Origin of the sequence: Pseudoxanthomonas sp. SGT-18, assembly GCF_003931645.1 — a bacterium.
GTDB lineage: Bacteria > Pseudomonadota > Gammaproteobacteria > Xanthomonadales > Xanthomonadaceae > Pseudoxanthomonas.
Window position 1 is genome coordinate 150613 of the sequence record NZ_RRYJ01000008.1, and the last position, 15412, is coordinate 166024.

Consider the following 15412-nt stretch of genomic DNA (forward strand, 5'->3'; position numbering starts at 1 on the left):
GGAACCACCATGCTGTTGATGATCGACAACTACGACAGCTTCACCTTCAACCTCGTGCAGTACCTGCAGGCGCTGGGGGCGGAGGTGGAGGTGGTGCGCAACGACGCCATGAGCGTCGACCAGATCCGGAAGCTGGCGCCGGAGCGCATCGTGATCTCGCCCGGTCCGTGCACGCCCAACGAGGCGGGCGTGTCGCTGGAGGTGATCGAAGAGCTGGGCGCGACCACCCCGATCCTGGGCGTGTGCCTGGGCCACCAGAGCATCGGCCAGGCCTACGGCGGCAAGGTGGTGCGCGCCGGCAACATCATGCACGGCAAGACCTCGCCGATCCGGCACCAGGGCAAGGGCGTGTTCGCCGGCCTGCCGGACGGCTACGAGGCCACCCGCTACCACTCGCTGGTGGTGGAGAAGGATTCGCTGCCGGACTGCCTGGAGATCACCGCCTGGACCGAGAACCCGGACGGTTCGATGGAGGAGATCATGGGCCTGCGCCACCGCGAGCATCCGGTGGAGGGCGTGCAGTTCCACCCCGAGTCGATCCTGACCCAGCACGGCCACGCCCTGCTGCGCAACTTCCTCCAGCGCTAGAGGCGCCTCAGCGGTACACCACCCGGCGCAGCAGGAAGAAGGTCACCACCGCCAGGCCGCCCTCGACCACCGGCTTGGCCATCCACGCCCAGCGCAGGCCCAGCTGCTGCTCGACCGTGTTGACCAGCAGGGTGCTGGCGATGGTCATGGTGATCCACAGCAGGCCGAAGCGGCCGAAGCGGCGCCAGCCCAGGCGCGCGCCGTCGCCGCCGGCGAAGGTGTAGCGGCCGTTGAGCCAGAAGCCGAGCATGGCGCCGGTGGTGCGGCCCAGCAGGTTGGCCGGCACCGCATGCAGGCCCAGCGCGGTGGCGGCCACGAACACCGCCCAGTCGACCACCAGTTGCAGCAGTCCGAAGGCGATGTACTGGCTGCCCTGGCGCAGGAGGAGCGTTCGCACGGCGGATCCGGAGGCTGGAGACGGGGCGAAGTCTAAACCGGCGCCCTGCGCGGATCGTGAACCGTGGGGTCGCCGCGCCGCGAGGGATAGAATCATGGCCCTTTCCGCACAGTAGACGCCGCTCCATGACCCAGCCCCTGCACGTGGTGATCCTCGCCGCCGGCGAGGGCAAGCGCATGAAATCGGCCCTGCCCAAGGTGCTGCAGCCGGTAGGCGGGCGGCCGATGCTGGCGCACGTGATCGACACCGCGCGGCAGCTGCAGCCGGCCGGCATCCACGTGGTCTACGGGCACGGCGGCGACGCGGTGCGCGCGGCCTTCGCCGGCCAGGACGACCTGGCCTGGGCCGAGCAGGCCCGCCAGCTGGGCACGGGCCACGCCGTGCAGCAGGCCATGCCCGGCATCCCCGAGCTGGCCGACGTGCTGGTGCTGTACGGCGACGTGCCGCTGACCTCGGCCGACACCCTGCGCCGCCTGCTGCAGGCCGACGGCCTGCTGCGCGTGCTGGTGGCCGAGCCGGCCGACCCGACCGGCTACGGCCGCATCGTGCGCGACCCGCAGGGGCGGGTGGCGAAGATCGTCGAGCACCGCGACGCCAGCGACGAGGAGCGCCGCATCGGCATCGTCAACACCGGCATCATCGCCGCCGAGTCCGACGCGCTGAAGCGCTGGCTGGCGCGGCTGTCCAACGAGAACGCGCAGGGCGAGTACTACCTCACCGACGTGTTCGCCATGGCCGCGGCCGAGTACAACCCGGCGGAGATCGTGCTGGTCGAGGATCCGATCGAGGCCGAGGGCGCCAACGACCCCTGGCAGCTGGCGCAGCTGGAGCGCGCCTACCAGCTGCGGCGCGCGCGCGAACTTTGCCTGGCCGGCGCGCGCCTGCTGGACCCGGCGCGGGTCGAGCAGCGCGGCACGGTGAAGGTGGGGCGCGACGTGGAGATCGACGTCGACGTGGTGCTGGAGGGCGAGGTCGAGCTGGGCGACGGCGTGCGCATCGGTCCGTTCGTGCGCCTGAAGGACGTGCGCCTGGGCCCGGGCACCGAGGTGCTGGCGCACTGCGACCTGGAAGGCGTGGTCACCGAGGGCGCCGTGCACATCGGCCCGTTCGCGCGCCTGCGCCCGGGCACGGTGCTGGCCGACGGCGTGCGCATCGGCAACTTCGTGGAGACCAAGAAGGTGGTGCTGGGCGTGGGCAGCAAGGCCAACCACCTCACCTACCTGGGCGACACCACGGTGGGCGCGGGGGTGAACATCGGCGCCGGCACCATCACCTGCAACTACGACGGGGTGAACAAGTCGGCCACGGTGATCGGCGACGGCGCCTTCATCGGCTCCAATTCGGCCCTGGTGGCGCCGGTGGAGATCGGCGCCGGCGCGACGATCGGCGCCGGTTCGGTGATCACCCGCAACGCCCCGGCCGACGCCCTGACCGTCTCGCGCGCGCGCCAGACCACGGTCGAAGGCTGGAAGCGTCCGGTGAAGAAGCCGAAGGCGTAGAGGATCGCGCTTCAAGGTGGCCGGGCCGTGGCGACGGCCCGGGCCTCGCCACGGTCCAGGGGCGCGGCGGCACGGCCGGAAGCCGCATCCGGGGCCGCGCCCTCACTGCTCCGGCAACATCACCGCCACGCACAGGCCGCCGTCGGCGCGGTTCTGCAGCGACAGGCGGTCGCCGTGGGCCTCGACGATCTCGCGGGTCAGGGCCAGGCCCAGGCCGGTGCCGTTGCGCTTGGTCGAGTAGAACGGCAGCAGCGCGTTCTGCAGCACCGCCTCGTTCATGCCCGGGCCGCGGTCCAGCACTTCCAGCCGGGTCCAGCCCGGCAACCGGCGCAGGCGCACCTGGACCTGGGTGTTGCCGGCTTCCTCGCCGGCCTCGTGCGCGTTCTTCAGCAGGTTGAGCAGGGCCTGCTCCATCTGCGCCGGATCCACCCGCGCGCGCAGGTCGGCGGCCATGCCGTCCAGCTCGAAACCGATCTGGCGCTGCAGCCGCGCCAGGAAGTCCTCCCAGTCCACCGCCTGCAGCTGCGGCTGCGGCAGCTTGGCGAAGCGCGCGTAGCCACGGATGAAGCCCTCCAGGTGGCGGGCACGGTCCTCGATGGTGGAGAACACCTCGGCCAGGCGCTCGTGGCGGCCGCGCCGCACCAGCTCGGCGCCGGAGTGGGCCAACGAGGCGATCGGCGCCAGCGAGTTGTTGAGCTCGTGGCTGATCACCCGGATCACCTTCTTCCAGGTCTGCACCTCCTGCCGGCGCAGTTCCGGGGTGAGCAGGCGCAGCAGCAGCAGTTCGTGGTGGCGGCCATTGAGGGTGAAGCGGCGGCGCGAGAGGTGGTAGACCTCTTCCCCGGCGTCGTCCTCCGCGCCTTCCGGGCTGACCCCGAACAGGCTGTCGCCGCCGCGCGCCACCGCCTCGCGCAGCTCCGCCGGCAGCCCCTCGAGCACGCTCTCCAGGCGCTGTCCTTCCAGCTTGCGGCCGTCGTTGAGCAGCTTGCGCGCGGCGAGGTTGGCGTAGACCACCCGCGCCAGGCCATCGCCGCCCTCGGCCCACAGCACCATCGCCACCGGCGTGTTCTGGACCATGGTGTCCAGCAGCAGCTCGCGTTGCGCCAGTTCCTGGCGTTGCTGGCGCAGGACCTCGCCCAGCGCGGAGTGGGCGCGCACCAGGTCGCCGACCTCGTCGCGGCTCTCCCAGTGCACGCCGAAATTGAACTCGCCGTCGCGGTAGGTATTGACGCTGCCGGCAAGTGCGCGGAACAGGGCCCGCAGCGGCGCCAGGGCGCGGTGCAGGCTCCACCACATCAATGCCAGCAGGATCGCGACCGACAGCGCGGCCAGCATCCAGCCGTGGTTGATCCAGTAGGCGAAGGCCCACGGCAGCGCCGCGGCGAGCGCCAGTACCGGCAGCAGCCGCAGGAAGAGTCGCAGGGTCAGGGTGCGGCGAACCATCGCGGGTCAGGGACTCTTGAGGCCATGGCGCTCCATGCGCCGGTACAGCGCCTGGCGGCTCATGCCCAGTTCCGCGGCGGCCTGGGCGATCACCCCGCCGGCACGCTGCAGGGCGGCCTCGATCTGCTCGCGTTCCGGCTCGCGCGCCGGGCCCGGGCGGGTGGCCTGCGCGCGTGGCAGGGCCAGGTCGTCCGGCTCGATCCGCGGGCCGGTCGCCAGCAGCTGCGCGCGCTGGATCACGTTGCGCAGCTCGCGCACGTTGCCCGGCCAGGAATGGCGCTGCAGCGCGGCGACCGCCGCCGGCGACAGCGGCTTGCCGCCGGCGCCGAAGTGCTCGGCCAGCGGCAGCACGTCGCCGGGACGCTCGCCCAGCGGCGGCATCGACAGCTCGATGGTGTTGAGCCGGTAGTACAGGTCTTCGCGGAACCCGCCCTCGCGGATCATCGCCGGCAGGTCGGCATTGGTCGCGCTGACCACGCGTACCCGCACCTGGCGTTCGCGGTTGGAGCCGAGCCGCGCGAAGCGGCCGGTCTCCAGCACCCGCAGCAGCTTCATCTGCCCGGCCGCCGGCAGGTTGCCGATCTCGTCCAGGAACAGGGTGCCGCCGTCGGCGGCCTCGAACTTGCCCTCGCGCGCCTTGTTGGCGCCGGTGTAGGCGCCGGCTTCGGCGCCAAACAGTTCGGCCTCGATCAGGTCGGCCGGCAGCGCGCCGCAGTTGAGGGTCACGAACGGGCCGTCGCGCATCGGCGAGTTGGCCTGGATGATCTCGGCGATCTTCTCCTTGCCGCTGCCGTTGGGTCCGGTGATCAGCACCGGCAGTTCCGAGCGCGCCACCTGGCAGGCCAGCGCAACCACGCGCTCGCTGGCCGGGTCGGCGAACACCGCGCCACGCAGGTCGTAGCGGCGGGTGAGGTCCTCGCGCCGGCGGCGCTCGCCGTGGCGGCGCTGGTCCAGCTCGCGCCGCGCCTCGGACAGCTCCAGCAGGTTGTTGACCGTGGCCAGCAGCTTGGCGTCCTGCCAGGGCTTGGCCACGTAGTCGGCGGCACCGGCCTTGATCAGTTCCACCGCGCTTTCCAGATGGGTCCACGCGGTGAGCAGGATCACCGGCAGGTCCGGGTGGCGGTCGCGGATCGCGGCGAACAGCTCGCGGCCCTCGTCGCCGGAGGAGGTGTCGGCGGTGAAGTTCATGTCCTGGATCACCAGGTCCACCGGCTCGCGCTCGAGCAGGGCCAGCCCTTCCTCCGGGCCAATGGCATGCACGGTGGCGATGTCGTGCAGCGAGAACAGCACTTCCAGCGCGGTGGCGACCGCGGGGTTGTCGTCGATGACCAGGATGGTGGACATGTATTCGGGACGGATCCTGTTTGCGTGCCGCAAAGGCTACCTGCTCGCGGCCGGCGGGTGGCCGCGATCCGACCCGCGGTCGTGCCCGGCGTCGGCGAGGCGGGGAGCGCCAGGGCGGTCGGTGGCGGCGCCGGGCGTGGAGGCCGGGAACACGCAGGCCAGCCACACCACGGCGACCGCCGCCGCGGCGACCGCGCACCAGAGGGTCGCGCGTTCGTTGCGTGCCGTCCGCTGGCGCGCGCGGCGGCTCATACACTGCGGGTCGCCGTGGCCGGCGGGATCGAGGCCGCACGCCGGGCGGGGGCGTAGACCGCCAGCTGGCCCAGTACCCACAGCAGCACCGCGCCGGCGGGGAGGTAGTACAGCGGCAGCCGCGCCAGCTCGTACTTGCCCATCAGCACCTGGTTGATGGCGAATGCCAGCAGCATGCCCAGGGCGATGCCGATGGAGGCCAGCAGGAAGTTCTCGGTCTGGAAGTAGCGCAGCACCTGGCCGCGGGTGGCGCCAAGCGCGCGGCGGATGCCGATCTGCTTGGTGCGCTGCTGCACCCAGAAGCTGGCCAGGCCGATGATGCCCAGCGCGGTGATCAGCAGCAGGGCGACGCAGACGATGCCCAGCAGCCATGCCATCGAGCGCGGGCCCTGGTAGTAATCCGAGCGCAGCTCCTCGAAGGTCTTGGTCTGGTCCTCCAGGATGATGCGGTCGGCACCATTGGCCTGCAGCACCTTCCTGGCCGCCTCCAGCACCTCCTGGCGGCGGTCGGGATCGGTGCGGATCACGTAGTTGCCGCCGATGTTGTAGTGCGGGCGCAGCGGCAGGATCACCGAGTACTCGCGCGCGCTGGGGCCGCCCAGCTGGCTGGGCCGGACCAGGTGCTCGATCACGCCGACCACGCGGGTGGGCTGCTCGTCGCCGCTGTAGAAGCCCTTGCCGATCGGGTCCTCGCCCGGCCACAGCCGCTCGGCCATCTTGCGGGTGACGATCGCCGAGGGGAGGCTGCCTTCGGACAGCCCCGCCATCAGGCTGGCGGCGTCCTTGTACTCGTCAGGCGTGAACGCACGGCCGGCGACCAGCTTCAGGCCCAGGGTCTCGAGGAACTGTTCCTCGGCCATGTACATGGCCGCGTTCATCGTGACCTGCTGCTGGTCGGCGTCCAGGCGCACGCCGTAGTCCCAGGACGAGTTCACGAACGGCACCTGGTTGGTGACCGTGGCGGCCTTGACCCCGGGGAGGGCGCGCAGCGCGGCCAGGTCGCTGCGGGTGCGCGCGTCCTCCTCGGGGTCGTTGCCGACGCTGGTGATCTGGATGCGCACCAGCTCGTCCTCGACCAGGCCGCTGGTCTCGCGGACCTCGGTGATGCGGTCGCTGATCATGAACAGCGCGTTGCAGATGATGGCGCAGGTCAGCGCGACCTCGATGACGATCAGCGCGGCGGCGGTCTTGTGCCGGCGCAGGGTGGACAGGATGGGACGGATTTCCATGGTCTGTCTCCGGGGAGGCCGCGCGGCCTCCCGTCGTGGAAGTGGGGGTTACTGGGACTTGAGCTGGATCGCCGGGGCGACCTGCATCGCGCGCCAGGCGGGCAGCAGCCCGGCGAGCACGCTGGCGACCACGGCCAGGACGAAGGTCAGCAGCAGCATGCCCAGGTCCAGGTGGGCCAGTTCGGCGTAGCTGGCCGGCTGCTGGCGCACGCCCCACAGGCCGAGCAGCGACAGCACCAGGCCGAGGATGCCGCCGGCCAGTCCGACCGTGCCGGCCTCGACCAGGCACTGGGCGAAGATCGCCTTGCGCGAGGCGCCCAGGGCGCGGCGCACGCCGATCTCGCTGCCGCGGCGCAGGAACTTGGCCAGCAGCAGGCCCACGGTGTTGACCAGGCACACCAGCAGGAAGCCGAAGCCCAGCCACAGCTGCATCACCACGTCCCGAGGCACGACCCGGTTGAACTCCAGCAGTTCCATCACGTTGCGCAGGCGCACGTTGGTCGGGCGCTTGTAGCGGCCGGCCGCGCGCTGCTGGTCGGAGTAGTTGACCAGGTAGTCGCGGTACTCGCCGGCCTTGCCGGCCGATTCCAGCTCGACCCAGTACTGGATCCAGGCGCAGGGGGCGTTGGGGCCGGTGGAGTCGCCGCCGGTGTCGCCCCAGCAGTCCATGCTGCCGCTGCGGGACATCTTCAGGTCGCGCGAGGTGCTGAAGGGCAGGAACACGTCCTCCAGCTGGCCGTACTGGTCGCTGTACATGTCGTAGAAGCGCGGCGTGGGCCGCCATTCGTCGATCACGCCGACCACGGTGAAGTCGGCCTGGTCCAGGCGCAGCTGCTTGCCGACGCTGTTGCCGCCGCCGAACACGCGCTCGTTGAGCGATTTCGAGATCACCGCGACCCGCGCATGGGCCTCGTCCTCGTTGGCGCTCCAGCCCTGGCCGTACTGCATCGGGGTCTCGAACATCGGGAAGAAGTCGGCGCTGGTGTAGCGCGCGGTGCCCAGGAACGGCGGCAGGCCGTCACGCTCGGGCGTTACCGAGACGTTGCCGCCGGTCATCATCGCCTGCCGCAGGCCACGCTTCTCGCGCAGCAGGGCCTCGGCGTCGTAGCGGGTGACCTGGGCGGAGGGTTCCTCGCCGGGGGTGTAACCCATCATCTCGGCCGGGTCGAGCTGGACGTAGAACAGGCGGTCGCTCTTGGTCGGGATCGGGTCGCCGGACAGCACGTGGAACACGGTCAGCGTGGTCATGCACGCGCCGATGCCCAGGGCGATGGCCAGCACCATCAGCGCGGTCAGGGCCTTGTCGCGGCGGAAGCTGCGCAGGGCCAGGTTGAAGTAGTAGGCGAACATGGCGGCCTCCTCAGGCGACCGCGGCGCGGTGCAGCCGGCCCTGGGCGGGTTCCAGCGACAGGTCGGTGGCCACGCCGTCGACGATGTGCACGTTGCGCTGGGCGCGCGCGGCCAGCTCCGGGTCGTGGGTCACCATCACGATGGTGGTGCCTTCGGCGTTGATCTGCTCCAGCAGCTCCATCACCCCGCGCGCCATCTGCGAGTCCAGGTTGCCGGTCGGCTCGTCGGCCAGCAGCAGGCGCGGCTCGCCGGCCAGGGCGCGGGCGATGGCCACGCGCTGCTGCTGGCCGCCGGACAGCTCCGAGGGGTAGTGGTGCATGCGCGAGGCCAGGCCCACCTGCGACAGCGCCTTCTCGATCCGCTGCCTGCGCTCGGCCGCCGGCAGCCCGCGGTAGCGCAGCGGCACGTCGACGTTGTCGAACAGGTTGAGGTCCGGGATCAGGTTGAAGCCCTGGAAGATGAAGCCGATCTTGCGGTTGCGCAGGCGGCTGCGGGCGTCGTCGGACAGGCCGCGGACGTTCTCGCCGTCCAGCAGGTAGTCGCCGGAGTCGAAGGTCTCCAGCAGCCCGGCGATGTTGAGGAAGGTGGTCTTGCCCGAGCCCGAGGGACCGGTGACCGCGACGAACTCGCCCTCGCGCACGTGCAGGTCGAGCGAGCGCAGCGCATGGGTTTCGACCATCGCGGTGCGGTAGACCTTGGAGACCTGGCGCATTTCCAGCATGGCGTTGTCCTCGTGACTGGTGATTGGTGATTGGTGATTGGTGGTTCGACTGGTGATTCGATTGGTGATTCGATTGGTGGCCCGGGTTGGCTGGTGACCGGGTTGCGCCATTGCCTGCGCCCCTTCGAATCACCCGTCACCAATGACGGATCACCGGCCGTCAACGGATGGCTACTTTCTCGGCATCGCCGAACTGGTCGGCGCCGGAGACCACGATGCGGTCGCCTTCCCTGGCGCCGGAGACGATCTCCACGTAGCCCAGGCTGCTGACGCCGGTCTGCACCGGGCGGCGTTCGGCGCTGCGGCCGTTGACCACCCAGGCGTAGCCGCCGCCGCCCTGCTCCAGGAACGGGCCGCGCTCGACCATCAGCACGTCCTCGCGGGTGTCCAGCACGATCCGCACCGACAGGCGCTGGTTCTGGCGCAGGCCCGGCGGCTGCTGGCCCTCGTCGAAGCGCAGGCGCGCGGTGACCTCGCCGTTGACCACCTCCGGCGACACCGCCGAAACCTTGGCCGGCCACGGCTTGCCCTGGCTGGTGACTTGCGCCGGCACGCCGATGCCCAGGTCGCGGGCGAAGCTCTCCGGCACCCGGATCTCGACCTCGAACTCGCTCAGGTCCACCACGCTCAGGATCGGCGCGTTGATCGCCACGTTGGTGCCCTGCGCGACCTGCACCTGGCCGACCTGGCCGTCGAACGGGGCGCGCACGGTCAGCAGCTCGACCTGGCGCTGCAGCTCGGCCACCACCGCCTTCTGGCGGTCGGCCAGCAGGCGCTTGTTGCGTGCGTCCAGGGCCGCGGCCTGTTCCTGCAGGCGGGCGTCGCTGCGCGCCGCATCCAGGCCGATGCGCGCCTTTTCCAGCTCGTCCTGCGCGCGGGCCAGCTCGTTGTTGGACACCGCACCGCCGGCATGGGCGCGCTCGTAGCGCTCCAGGTCGCGCTGGGCGGCGACATGGTCGATCTGCGCCTGGTCCCGCGCCTTGCTCGCGTTGAGGCTGGCGATGCGCGCGTCCAGCTGGGCGCGGCTGGCCTCGGCCTCCATGCCGGCCAGGGTGGATTCCTCCTGGGCCAGGCGGCTGCGCAGCTCGGGGCTGTCGATCACCGCCAGCACCTGGCCCTTCTCGACCACGTCGCCGGCCACCACCTTCAGCGACACGGTGCCGCCGGCCACCGCGTACAGCACCGGGCTGTTGGCGGTGATCACCTTGCCGTCGGCCGACAGGTCGCGGACCAGGTCGCCGCGCTTGACCTCGGCGATGCGGATGCGCGAGGCATCGTAGGAACGGGAGCCGGCGCTCCAGCCGGAAACCACCCAGCCGCCGAGCGCGAGCAGGACCAGGGCGCCGGCGCCCGCCGGCAGCCAGCGGCGCAGGGCCGCGGCGCGGCCGGTGTGGGAGAGGGGACGGTCCTGGGCAGAGGTGTCGCGGATCATCGTGTGGTGGCGGATGTGTTGGGTACGCGCTACCAAAGCAGGACGCGTGCCAATCGCAACCCATTGATCCGTAAGCGTGTCTTCGCTGGCGCGGGTGTCCGCTGTGTCCGCCGGACAGCTGTCCGGACACTGCTCCCGGAGCGCGGACACCCGGACGCGCGCCGCGGCCGGAGCGGCACGCGCGGGATCCAGGGCCGGGCCCGGGCTGCCGCGGTCGGCCCCGCGCGGATGCGACCGCCGCCACGGCGCGCACTGCGGGCGCAGGGCCGGCGCGCCAGCGGCAGCCGTGCGCCTTACCGCCGCCTGACTGCGCCCGTGCGCGGCGGACGGGGCCAGCGCCGGCCGGACCGTACGCTCCGGTAGAATCGCGGGCCTGTTTCTGCTTGGAAGAACGGCATGTGCGGCATCGTTGGCGCGATCGCGGATCGCGATGTGGTTCCGGTCCTGGTCGAGGGCCTCAAGCGCCTGGAGTACCGCGGCTATGACTCTTCCGGCATCGCCGTCGCCGATCCGGACAGCGTGCGCCGGGTGCGCCGCACCGGCCGCGTGGCGGAGATGGAGCAGGCGGCCCTCGCCGAGGGCTTCCACGGCGTGCTCGGCATCGGCCACACCCGCTGGGCCACCCACGGCGGGGTGACCGAGGCCAATGCCCACCCGCACATCAGCCACGGCGAGCTGGCGCTGGTCCACAACGGCATCATCGAGAACCACGAGGAACAGCGCGAGCGGCTCAAGGCGCTGGGCTACGTGTTCGAGTCGCAGACCGACACCGAGGTCATCGCCCACCTGATCCACCACCACATGTCGTCCGGCCAGGACCTGCTGGTCGCGCTGCAGGCGGCGGTCAAGGAACTGACCGGTGCCTACGCCCTGGCCGTGCTCAGCCGCCGCGAGCCGGACCGCCTGGTCGGCGCGCGCATGGGCTGCCCGCTGCTGGTCGGCCTGGGCGAGGGCGAGAACTTCCTGGCCTCGGACGTGTCGGCCATCGTCCAGGCGACCCGCCGGGTGGTCTTCCTGGAGGAGGGCGACACCGCCGAGATCCGCCGCGAGGGCGTGCGCGTGTTCGACGCGGCCGACCGCGAGGTGGCCCGCGAGGTGCACGTGTCCGACGTCTCGCTGGCCTCGCTGGAACTGGGGCCGTACCGGCACTTCATGCAGAAGGAGATCCACGAGCAGCCGCGCGCCATCGCCGACACCGTCGAGGCGGTGATCGACGCCGGCAGCTTCCAGCCGACCCTGTTCGGCGCCAATGCCGAACAGGTGCTGCGCAAGGTCAAGGGCGTGCAGATCCTGGCCTGCGGCACCAGCTACTACGCCGGCCTGACCGCGCGCTACTGGATCGAGGCCATCGCCGGCCTGCCGTGCAACGTGGAGATCGCCAGCGAGTACCGCTACCGCGACGCCTACGCCGACCCGGACTACCTGGTGGTCACCATCTCCCAGTCCGGCGAGACCCTGGACACGATGGAGGCGCTCAAGTACGCCAGGTCGCTGGGCCACCGCCACACGCTGTCGATCTGCAACGTGCCCGAGAGCGCGATCCCGCGCGCCAGCGAGCTGGTCTGCTACACCCGCGCCGGCGCCGAGATCGGCGTGGCCTCGACCAAGGCCTTCACCACCCAGCTGGCGGCGCTGTTCCAGCTGACCGTGGTGCTGGGCAAGCTGCACGGCCGGGTCACCGCCGAACAGGAGGCCGGCTACCTGGAGCAGCTGCGCATGCTGCCGGGCAGCGTGCAGCACGCGCTGAACCTGGAGCCGCAGATCCAGGTCTGGGCCGAGCGCTTCGCCGCCAAGCAGAACGCCCTGTTCCTGGGCCGCGGCCTGCACTACCCGATCGCCCTGGAAGGCGCGCTCAAGCTCAAGGAAATCTCCTACATCCACGCCGAGGCCTATCCGGCCGGCGAGCTCAAGCACGGCCCGCTGGCGCTGGTGGACGCGGCCATGCCGGTGGTGGTGATCGCCCCGAACGACCGCCTGCTGGAAAAGGTCAAGTCGAACATGCAGGAAGTGCGCGCCCGCGGCGGCGAGCTGTTCGTGTTCGCCGACCAGGACAGCAACTTCACCGCCTCCGAGGGCGTGCACGTGATCCGCACCCCGCGCCATGCCGGCGTGCTGAGCCCGGTGATCCACACCATCCCGGTGCAGCTGCTGGCCTACCACACCGCCCTGGCCCGCGGCACCGACGTGGACAAGCCGCGCAACCTGGCCAAGTCGGTCACGGTCGAGTAGCCGGCATCGGCCGGGGCGGCGCGGGTGCGCTGCACCGCGCCGGGCGCCATGGCCCCCGGCGCGGCCCGCGGCAGGGTGGCGCGGTGACGCCACCCCGCCGCGTCACCGGGCGGCCGATTCGCGCATGATCATGGCCGCCTCGACCATCCTGCGCAGCGCCAGGTCCGTTTCCTCCCAGCCGCGTGTCTTCAGCCCGCAGTCCGGGTTCACCCACAGCTGGTCCGGCGCCAGCACCTCCCGCGCCTTGCCGAGCAGTTCCACCATCTCGGCGGTGGTGGGGACGCGCGGGGAGTGGATGTCGTACACGCCCGGGCCGATCTGGTTGGGGTAGCGGAACCTGGCGAAGGCATCCAGCAGCTCCATCCGCGAGCGCGAGGTCTCGATCGAGATCACGTCCGCGTCCATCGCCGCCACCGCCTGGATGATGTCGTTGAATTCGGCGTAGCACATGTGGGTGTGGATCTGGGTGGCATCGTCCACCCCGGACGCGCACAGGCGGAAGCATTCGACCGCCCATTCCAGGTAGGCGTCCCAGTGCGCGCGCCGCAGTGGCAGCCCCTCGCGCAGGGCCGGTTCGTCGATCTGGATCACCCGGATGCCGGCCGCCTCCAGGTCCAGGACTTCGTCGCGCAGGGCCAGTGCGATCTGCCTGCAGGTGTCCGCGCGCGGCTGGTCGTCGCGCACGAACGACCACTGCATCAGGGTCACCGGGCCGGTGAGCATGCCCTTGACCGGGCGCGAGGTCAGCGACTGGGCGTACCGCGCCCAGCGCACCGTCATCGGCGCCGGCCGCGCCACGTCACCGAAGATCACCGGGGGTTTCACGCAACGGCTGCCGTAGCTCTGCACCCAGCCCAGCCTGGTGAACGCGAAGCCGTCCAGCTGTTCGCCGAAATACTCGACCATGTCGTTGCGCTCGAACTCGCCGTGGACCAGGACGTCGATCCCGACCTGCTCCTGGAAGCGCACGCACTGTTCGGTCTGCGCCTCCAGGAACGCCTCATAGGCCGCCCCCTCCAGCTTGCCCGACTTGAACTTCGCCCGCGCCTCGCGCACCTGGCGGGTCTGCGGGAAGGAGCCGATGGTCGTGGTCGGGTACGGCGGCAATGCCAGGGCCGCCTGCTGGGCCTGGCGGCGCGCCGGGTAGGGCGAGCCACGTTGTGCCAGGGCCGGGCTGGTCGTGGCCAGGCGCTGCGCCACCTCCGGCCGGTGCACGCGCGTGGAGGCGCGGCGCGAGGCGTGGCGCAGGCGTGCGTCCTCCAGCGCGGCCTCGGCACCGGGGTGGCCATCCAGGGCATCGGCCAGCACCCGGATCTCGCCGAGCTTCTGCTTGGCGAAGGACAGCCAGGAGCGCAGTTCCGGATCCAGGCCGTTCTCGGCGTCCAGGTCCACCGGCACGTGCAGCAGCGAACACGACGGCGCCAGGCACACGTTGTCCGCGCCGAGCCGGGTGCGCGCGTACCGCGCCAGCAGCAGCGCGTTGTCCAGGCGCGTGCGCCATACGTTGCGCCCGTCCACCAGGCCCAGCGACAGCATGCGCCCGGGCGGCAGCGCATCCAGCGCCGCTTCCAGCTGCTCGGGGGCGCGGACCAGGTCCAGGTGCAGGCCGTCCACCGGCAGCGATGCGGCCAGCTGCAGGTTGTCGCCGAGCGCGCCGAAGTAGGAGGCGAGCATCAGTTTCGGCCGGGGGCCGGCTGCCAGAGCCGCATAGGCCCGGCGGCAGGCGTCGCGAACCGGCTCCGGCAGGTCCAGCACCAGCGCCGGCTCGTCGACCTGGACCCAGCCCGCGCCCGCCGCGTGCAGTTTCTCCAGCAGCTGCACATAGGCCGGGACCAGCCGGTCCAGCAGCGCGAAGCGGTCGCTGCCGTCGACCGTCTTGGACAGCCACAGGAAGGTGACCGGCCCGATCAGGACCGGCCGGGTCTCGATGCCGAGCCTGCGCGCCTCCAGGTACTGCGCCACCGGCGTGTCGCCGCGCAGGGCGAAGTCCTGGCCGGCCTCCAGCTCGGGCACGAGGTAGTGGTAGTTGGTGTCGAACCACTTGGTCATCTCCAGCGCGTGCAGGTCGATGCCCGGGCGCTGCAGTCCGCGCGCCATGGCGAAGTAGCCGGCCAGCGGTGCCGCCTCGACCACGGCGCGGTAGCGCCGGGGGATCGCGTCGAACAGCAACGCCGTGTCCAGGACCTGGTCGTACAGCGAGAAGTCGTTGGAGGGTGGCAGGTCGATGCCGGCCTCCCGTTGCAGCCGCCAGTGGCGGGCGCGCAGCTCCCGCGCGGTGTCGAGCAGTTGCGTGGCGGGCAGCTCGCCGCGCCAGTGGGCTTCCAGGGCCCGCTTCAGTTCGCGGCGTGGCCCGATGCGGGGAAAGCCGAGGTTGGTGGTCAGTGTCATCGATGTGATTCCTCATGCGTGGACGATGAGGAACGAAGGACCGGCGGCGTGCGCGGCTGGACACCGCGCACGCCGCCATGGCGACCTTCGCCCCCGCGGGCGAGCCGGAGCAGCCAGGGGGACGGGCGCGGGAACACTGCGTGGCCACGGCCACGCGATGCCTCCGGCCACCTCCCCGCGGAGGCTCCAGGTCAGGCGGAAGACGGACGCGTCTTCCGGCCGGGGCAGGTCTTCGGGCTCATGGACGGGCGGCCGGGGCCGCGTGCCTACTGTCCGCCGCTTCCCGGCCGGTGGGCCAGTGCGATGGCGGGGTTCGTTTCCAATTACCGCTGCGGGGCAGCGCCGGAATTGTCCTGCAGGGCAGGACGCACCGGACTTCCCTTTTAATTCATCGCTACATCTGGATGAAGCGATGAAACCTTCGGCGCGGAGAAGGTAGCCGGTCCACCGGCGACCGGTCAACCGCCGCCGCCTGCGCGGGCATGGCGCCGATCTGGGAAAATGGCGGCCGACCCGGGCGTGGCGCCCGGCAGGATCCAC

At 71.3% G+C, this 15412-nt stretch carries 11 protein-coding genes and 1 riboswitch; of the genes, 3 read left to right on the forward strand and 8 right to left on the reverse strand.

The genetic code is table 11. The features are described from left to right. Positions 1 to 9: 9 nt before the first annotated feature. A complete protein-coding gene (locus EIM47_RS12170) occupies positions 10 to 588 on the forward strand; it encodes an aminodeoxychorismate/anthranilate synthase component II (RefSeq protein WP_026010388.1) in 579 nt (192 codons plus the stop codon). Between the two features lie 7 nt (positions 589 to 595). On the opposite strand, the gene EIM47_RS12175 is transcribed toward EIM47_RS12170, so the two are convergent. Beyond that, the gene (locus EIM47_RS12175) at positions 596 to 985 is read right to left on the reverse strand and encodes a GtrA family protein (RefSeq protein WP_019397990.1); all 390 of its coding nucleotides are present in this window, start codon (positions 983 to 985) and stop codon (positions 596 to 598) included. 125 nt (positions 986 to 1110) lie between these two features. On the opposite strand from EIM47_RS12175, the gene glmU reads away from it, so the two are divergent. Beyond that, positions 1111 to 2484 (forward strand): bifunctional UDP-N-acetylglucosamine diphosphorylase/glucosamine-1-phosphate N-acetyltransferase GlmU, encoded by a 1374-nt coding sequence (gene glmU, locus EIM47_RS12180; protein ID WP_125077051.1) that lies wholly within the window; start codon positions 1111 to 1113, stop codon positions 2482 to 2484. A gap of 102 nt (positions 2485 to 2586) precedes the next feature. On the opposite strand, the gene EIM47_RS12185 is transcribed toward glmU, so the two are convergent. The 6 genes from EIM47_RS12185 to EIM47_RS12210 all read right to left on the reverse strand — a co-directional run bounded on the left by EIM47_RS12185 (position 2587) and on the right by EIM47_RS12210 (position 10255). Further along, positions 2587 to 3927 (reverse strand): ATP-binding protein, encoded by a 1341-nt coding sequence (locus EIM47_RS12185; RefSeq protein WP_125077052.1) that lies wholly within the window; start codon positions 3925 to 3927, stop codon positions 2587 to 2589. A 6-nt stretch (positions 3928 to 3933) separates the two neighbouring features. Further along, entirely contained in the window at positions 3934 to 5271 is a 1338-nt protein-coding gene (locus EIM47_RS12190) for a sigma-54 dependent transcriptional regulator (protein ID WP_125077053.1), read from the reverse strand. Between the two features lie 248 nt (positions 5272 to 5519). Beyond that, positions 5520 to 6752, reverse strand: coding sequence for an FtsX-like permease family protein (locus EIM47_RS12195; RefSeq protein WP_125077054.1), 1233 nt, complete (start codon positions 6750 to 6752; stop codon positions 5520 to 5522). A gap of 48 nt (positions 6753 to 6800) precedes the next feature. Beyond that, positions 6801 to 8102: an ABC transporter permease gene (locus EIM47_RS12200; protein WP_125077055.1), complete on the reverse strand. Its 1302-nt coding sequence runs from the start codon at positions 8100 to 8102 to the stop codon at positions 6801 to 6803. Between the two features lie 10 nt (positions 8103 to 8112). Then, the gene (locus tag EIM47_RS12205; RefSeq protein ID WP_019397984.1) at positions 8113 to 8823 is read right to left on the reverse strand and encodes an ABC transporter ATP-binding protein; all 711 of its coding nucleotides are present in this window, start codon (positions 8821 to 8823) and stop codon (positions 8113 to 8115) included. Between the two features lie 160 nt (positions 8824 to 8983). Continuing rightward, positions 8984 to 10255, reverse strand: coding sequence for an efflux RND transporter periplasmic adaptor subunit (locus EIM47_RS12210; RefSeq protein WP_125077056.1), 1272 nt, complete (start codon positions 10253 to 10255; stop codon positions 8984 to 8986). A 396-nt stretch (positions 10256 to 10651) separates the two neighbouring features. On the opposite strand from EIM47_RS12210, the gene glmS reads away from it, so the two are divergent. Next, positions 10652 to 12484, forward strand: a complete 1833-nt coding sequence (gene glmS / locus EIM47_RS12215; protein WP_125077057.1) for a glutamine--fructose-6-phosphate transaminase (isomerizing) — start codon at positions 10652 to 10654, stop codon at positions 12482 to 12484. Between the two features lie 102 nt (positions 12485 to 12586). Here glmS and metE read toward each other — a convergent pair whose 3' ends face one another. Beyond that, positions 12587 to 14872: a 5-methyltetrahydropteroyltriglutamate--homocysteine S-methyltransferase gene (gene metE / locus EIM47_RS12220; RefSeq protein WP_125077058.1), complete on the reverse strand. Its 2286-nt coding sequence runs from the start codon at positions 14870 to 14872 to the stop codon at positions 12587 to 12589. Between the two features lie 205 nt (positions 14873 to 15077). After that, positions 15078 to 15310, reverse strand: a riboswitch (cobalamin riboswitch). Between the last annotated feature and the right edge of the window lie 102 nt (positions 15311 to 15412).

What these genes read in the sequence shown, in the direction of transcription:
- EIM47_RS12170 (WP_026010388.1), top strand. Translation starts at nt 10, where the DNA reads ATGCTGTTGATGATCGACAACTACGACAGCTTCACCTTCAACCTCGTG.
- glmU (WP_125077051.1), top strand. Translation starts at nt 1,111, where the DNA reads ATGACCCAGCCCCTGCACGTGGTGATCCTCGCCGCCGGCGAGGGCAAG.
- EIM47_RS12185 (WP_125077052.1), bottom strand. Translation starts at nt 3,927, where the DNA reads ATGGTTCGCCGCACCCTGACCCTGCGACTCTTCCTGCGGCTGCTGCCG.
- EIM47_RS12190 (WP_125077053.1), bottom strand. Translation starts at nt 5,271, where the DNA reads ATGTCCACCATCCTGGTCATCGACGACAACCCCGCGGTCGCCACCGCG.
- EIM47_RS12195 (WP_125077054.1), bottom strand. Translation starts at nt 6,752, where the DNA reads ATGGAAATCCGTCCCATCCTGTCCACCCTGCGCCGGCACAAGACCGCC.
- EIM47_RS12200 (WP_125077055.1), bottom strand. Translation starts at nt 8,102, where the DNA reads ATGTTCGCCTACTACTTCAACCTGGCCCTGCGCAGCTTCCGCCGCGAC.
- EIM47_RS12205 (WP_019397984.1), bottom strand. Translation starts at nt 8,823, where the DNA reads ATGCTGGAAATGCGCCAGGTCTCCAAGGTCTACCGCACCGCGATGGTC.
- EIM47_RS12210 (WP_125077056.1), bottom strand. Translation starts at nt 10,255, where the DNA reads ATGATCCGCGACACCTCTGCCCAGGACCGTCCCCTCTCCCACACCGGC.
- glmS (WP_125077057.1), top strand. Translation starts at nt 10,652, where the DNA reads ATGTGCGGCATCGTTGGCGCGATCGCGGATCGCGATGTGGTTCCGGTC.
- metE (WP_125077058.1), bottom strand. Translation starts at nt 14,872, where the DNA reads ATGACACTGACCACCAACCTCGGCTTTCCCCGCATCGGGCCACGCCGC.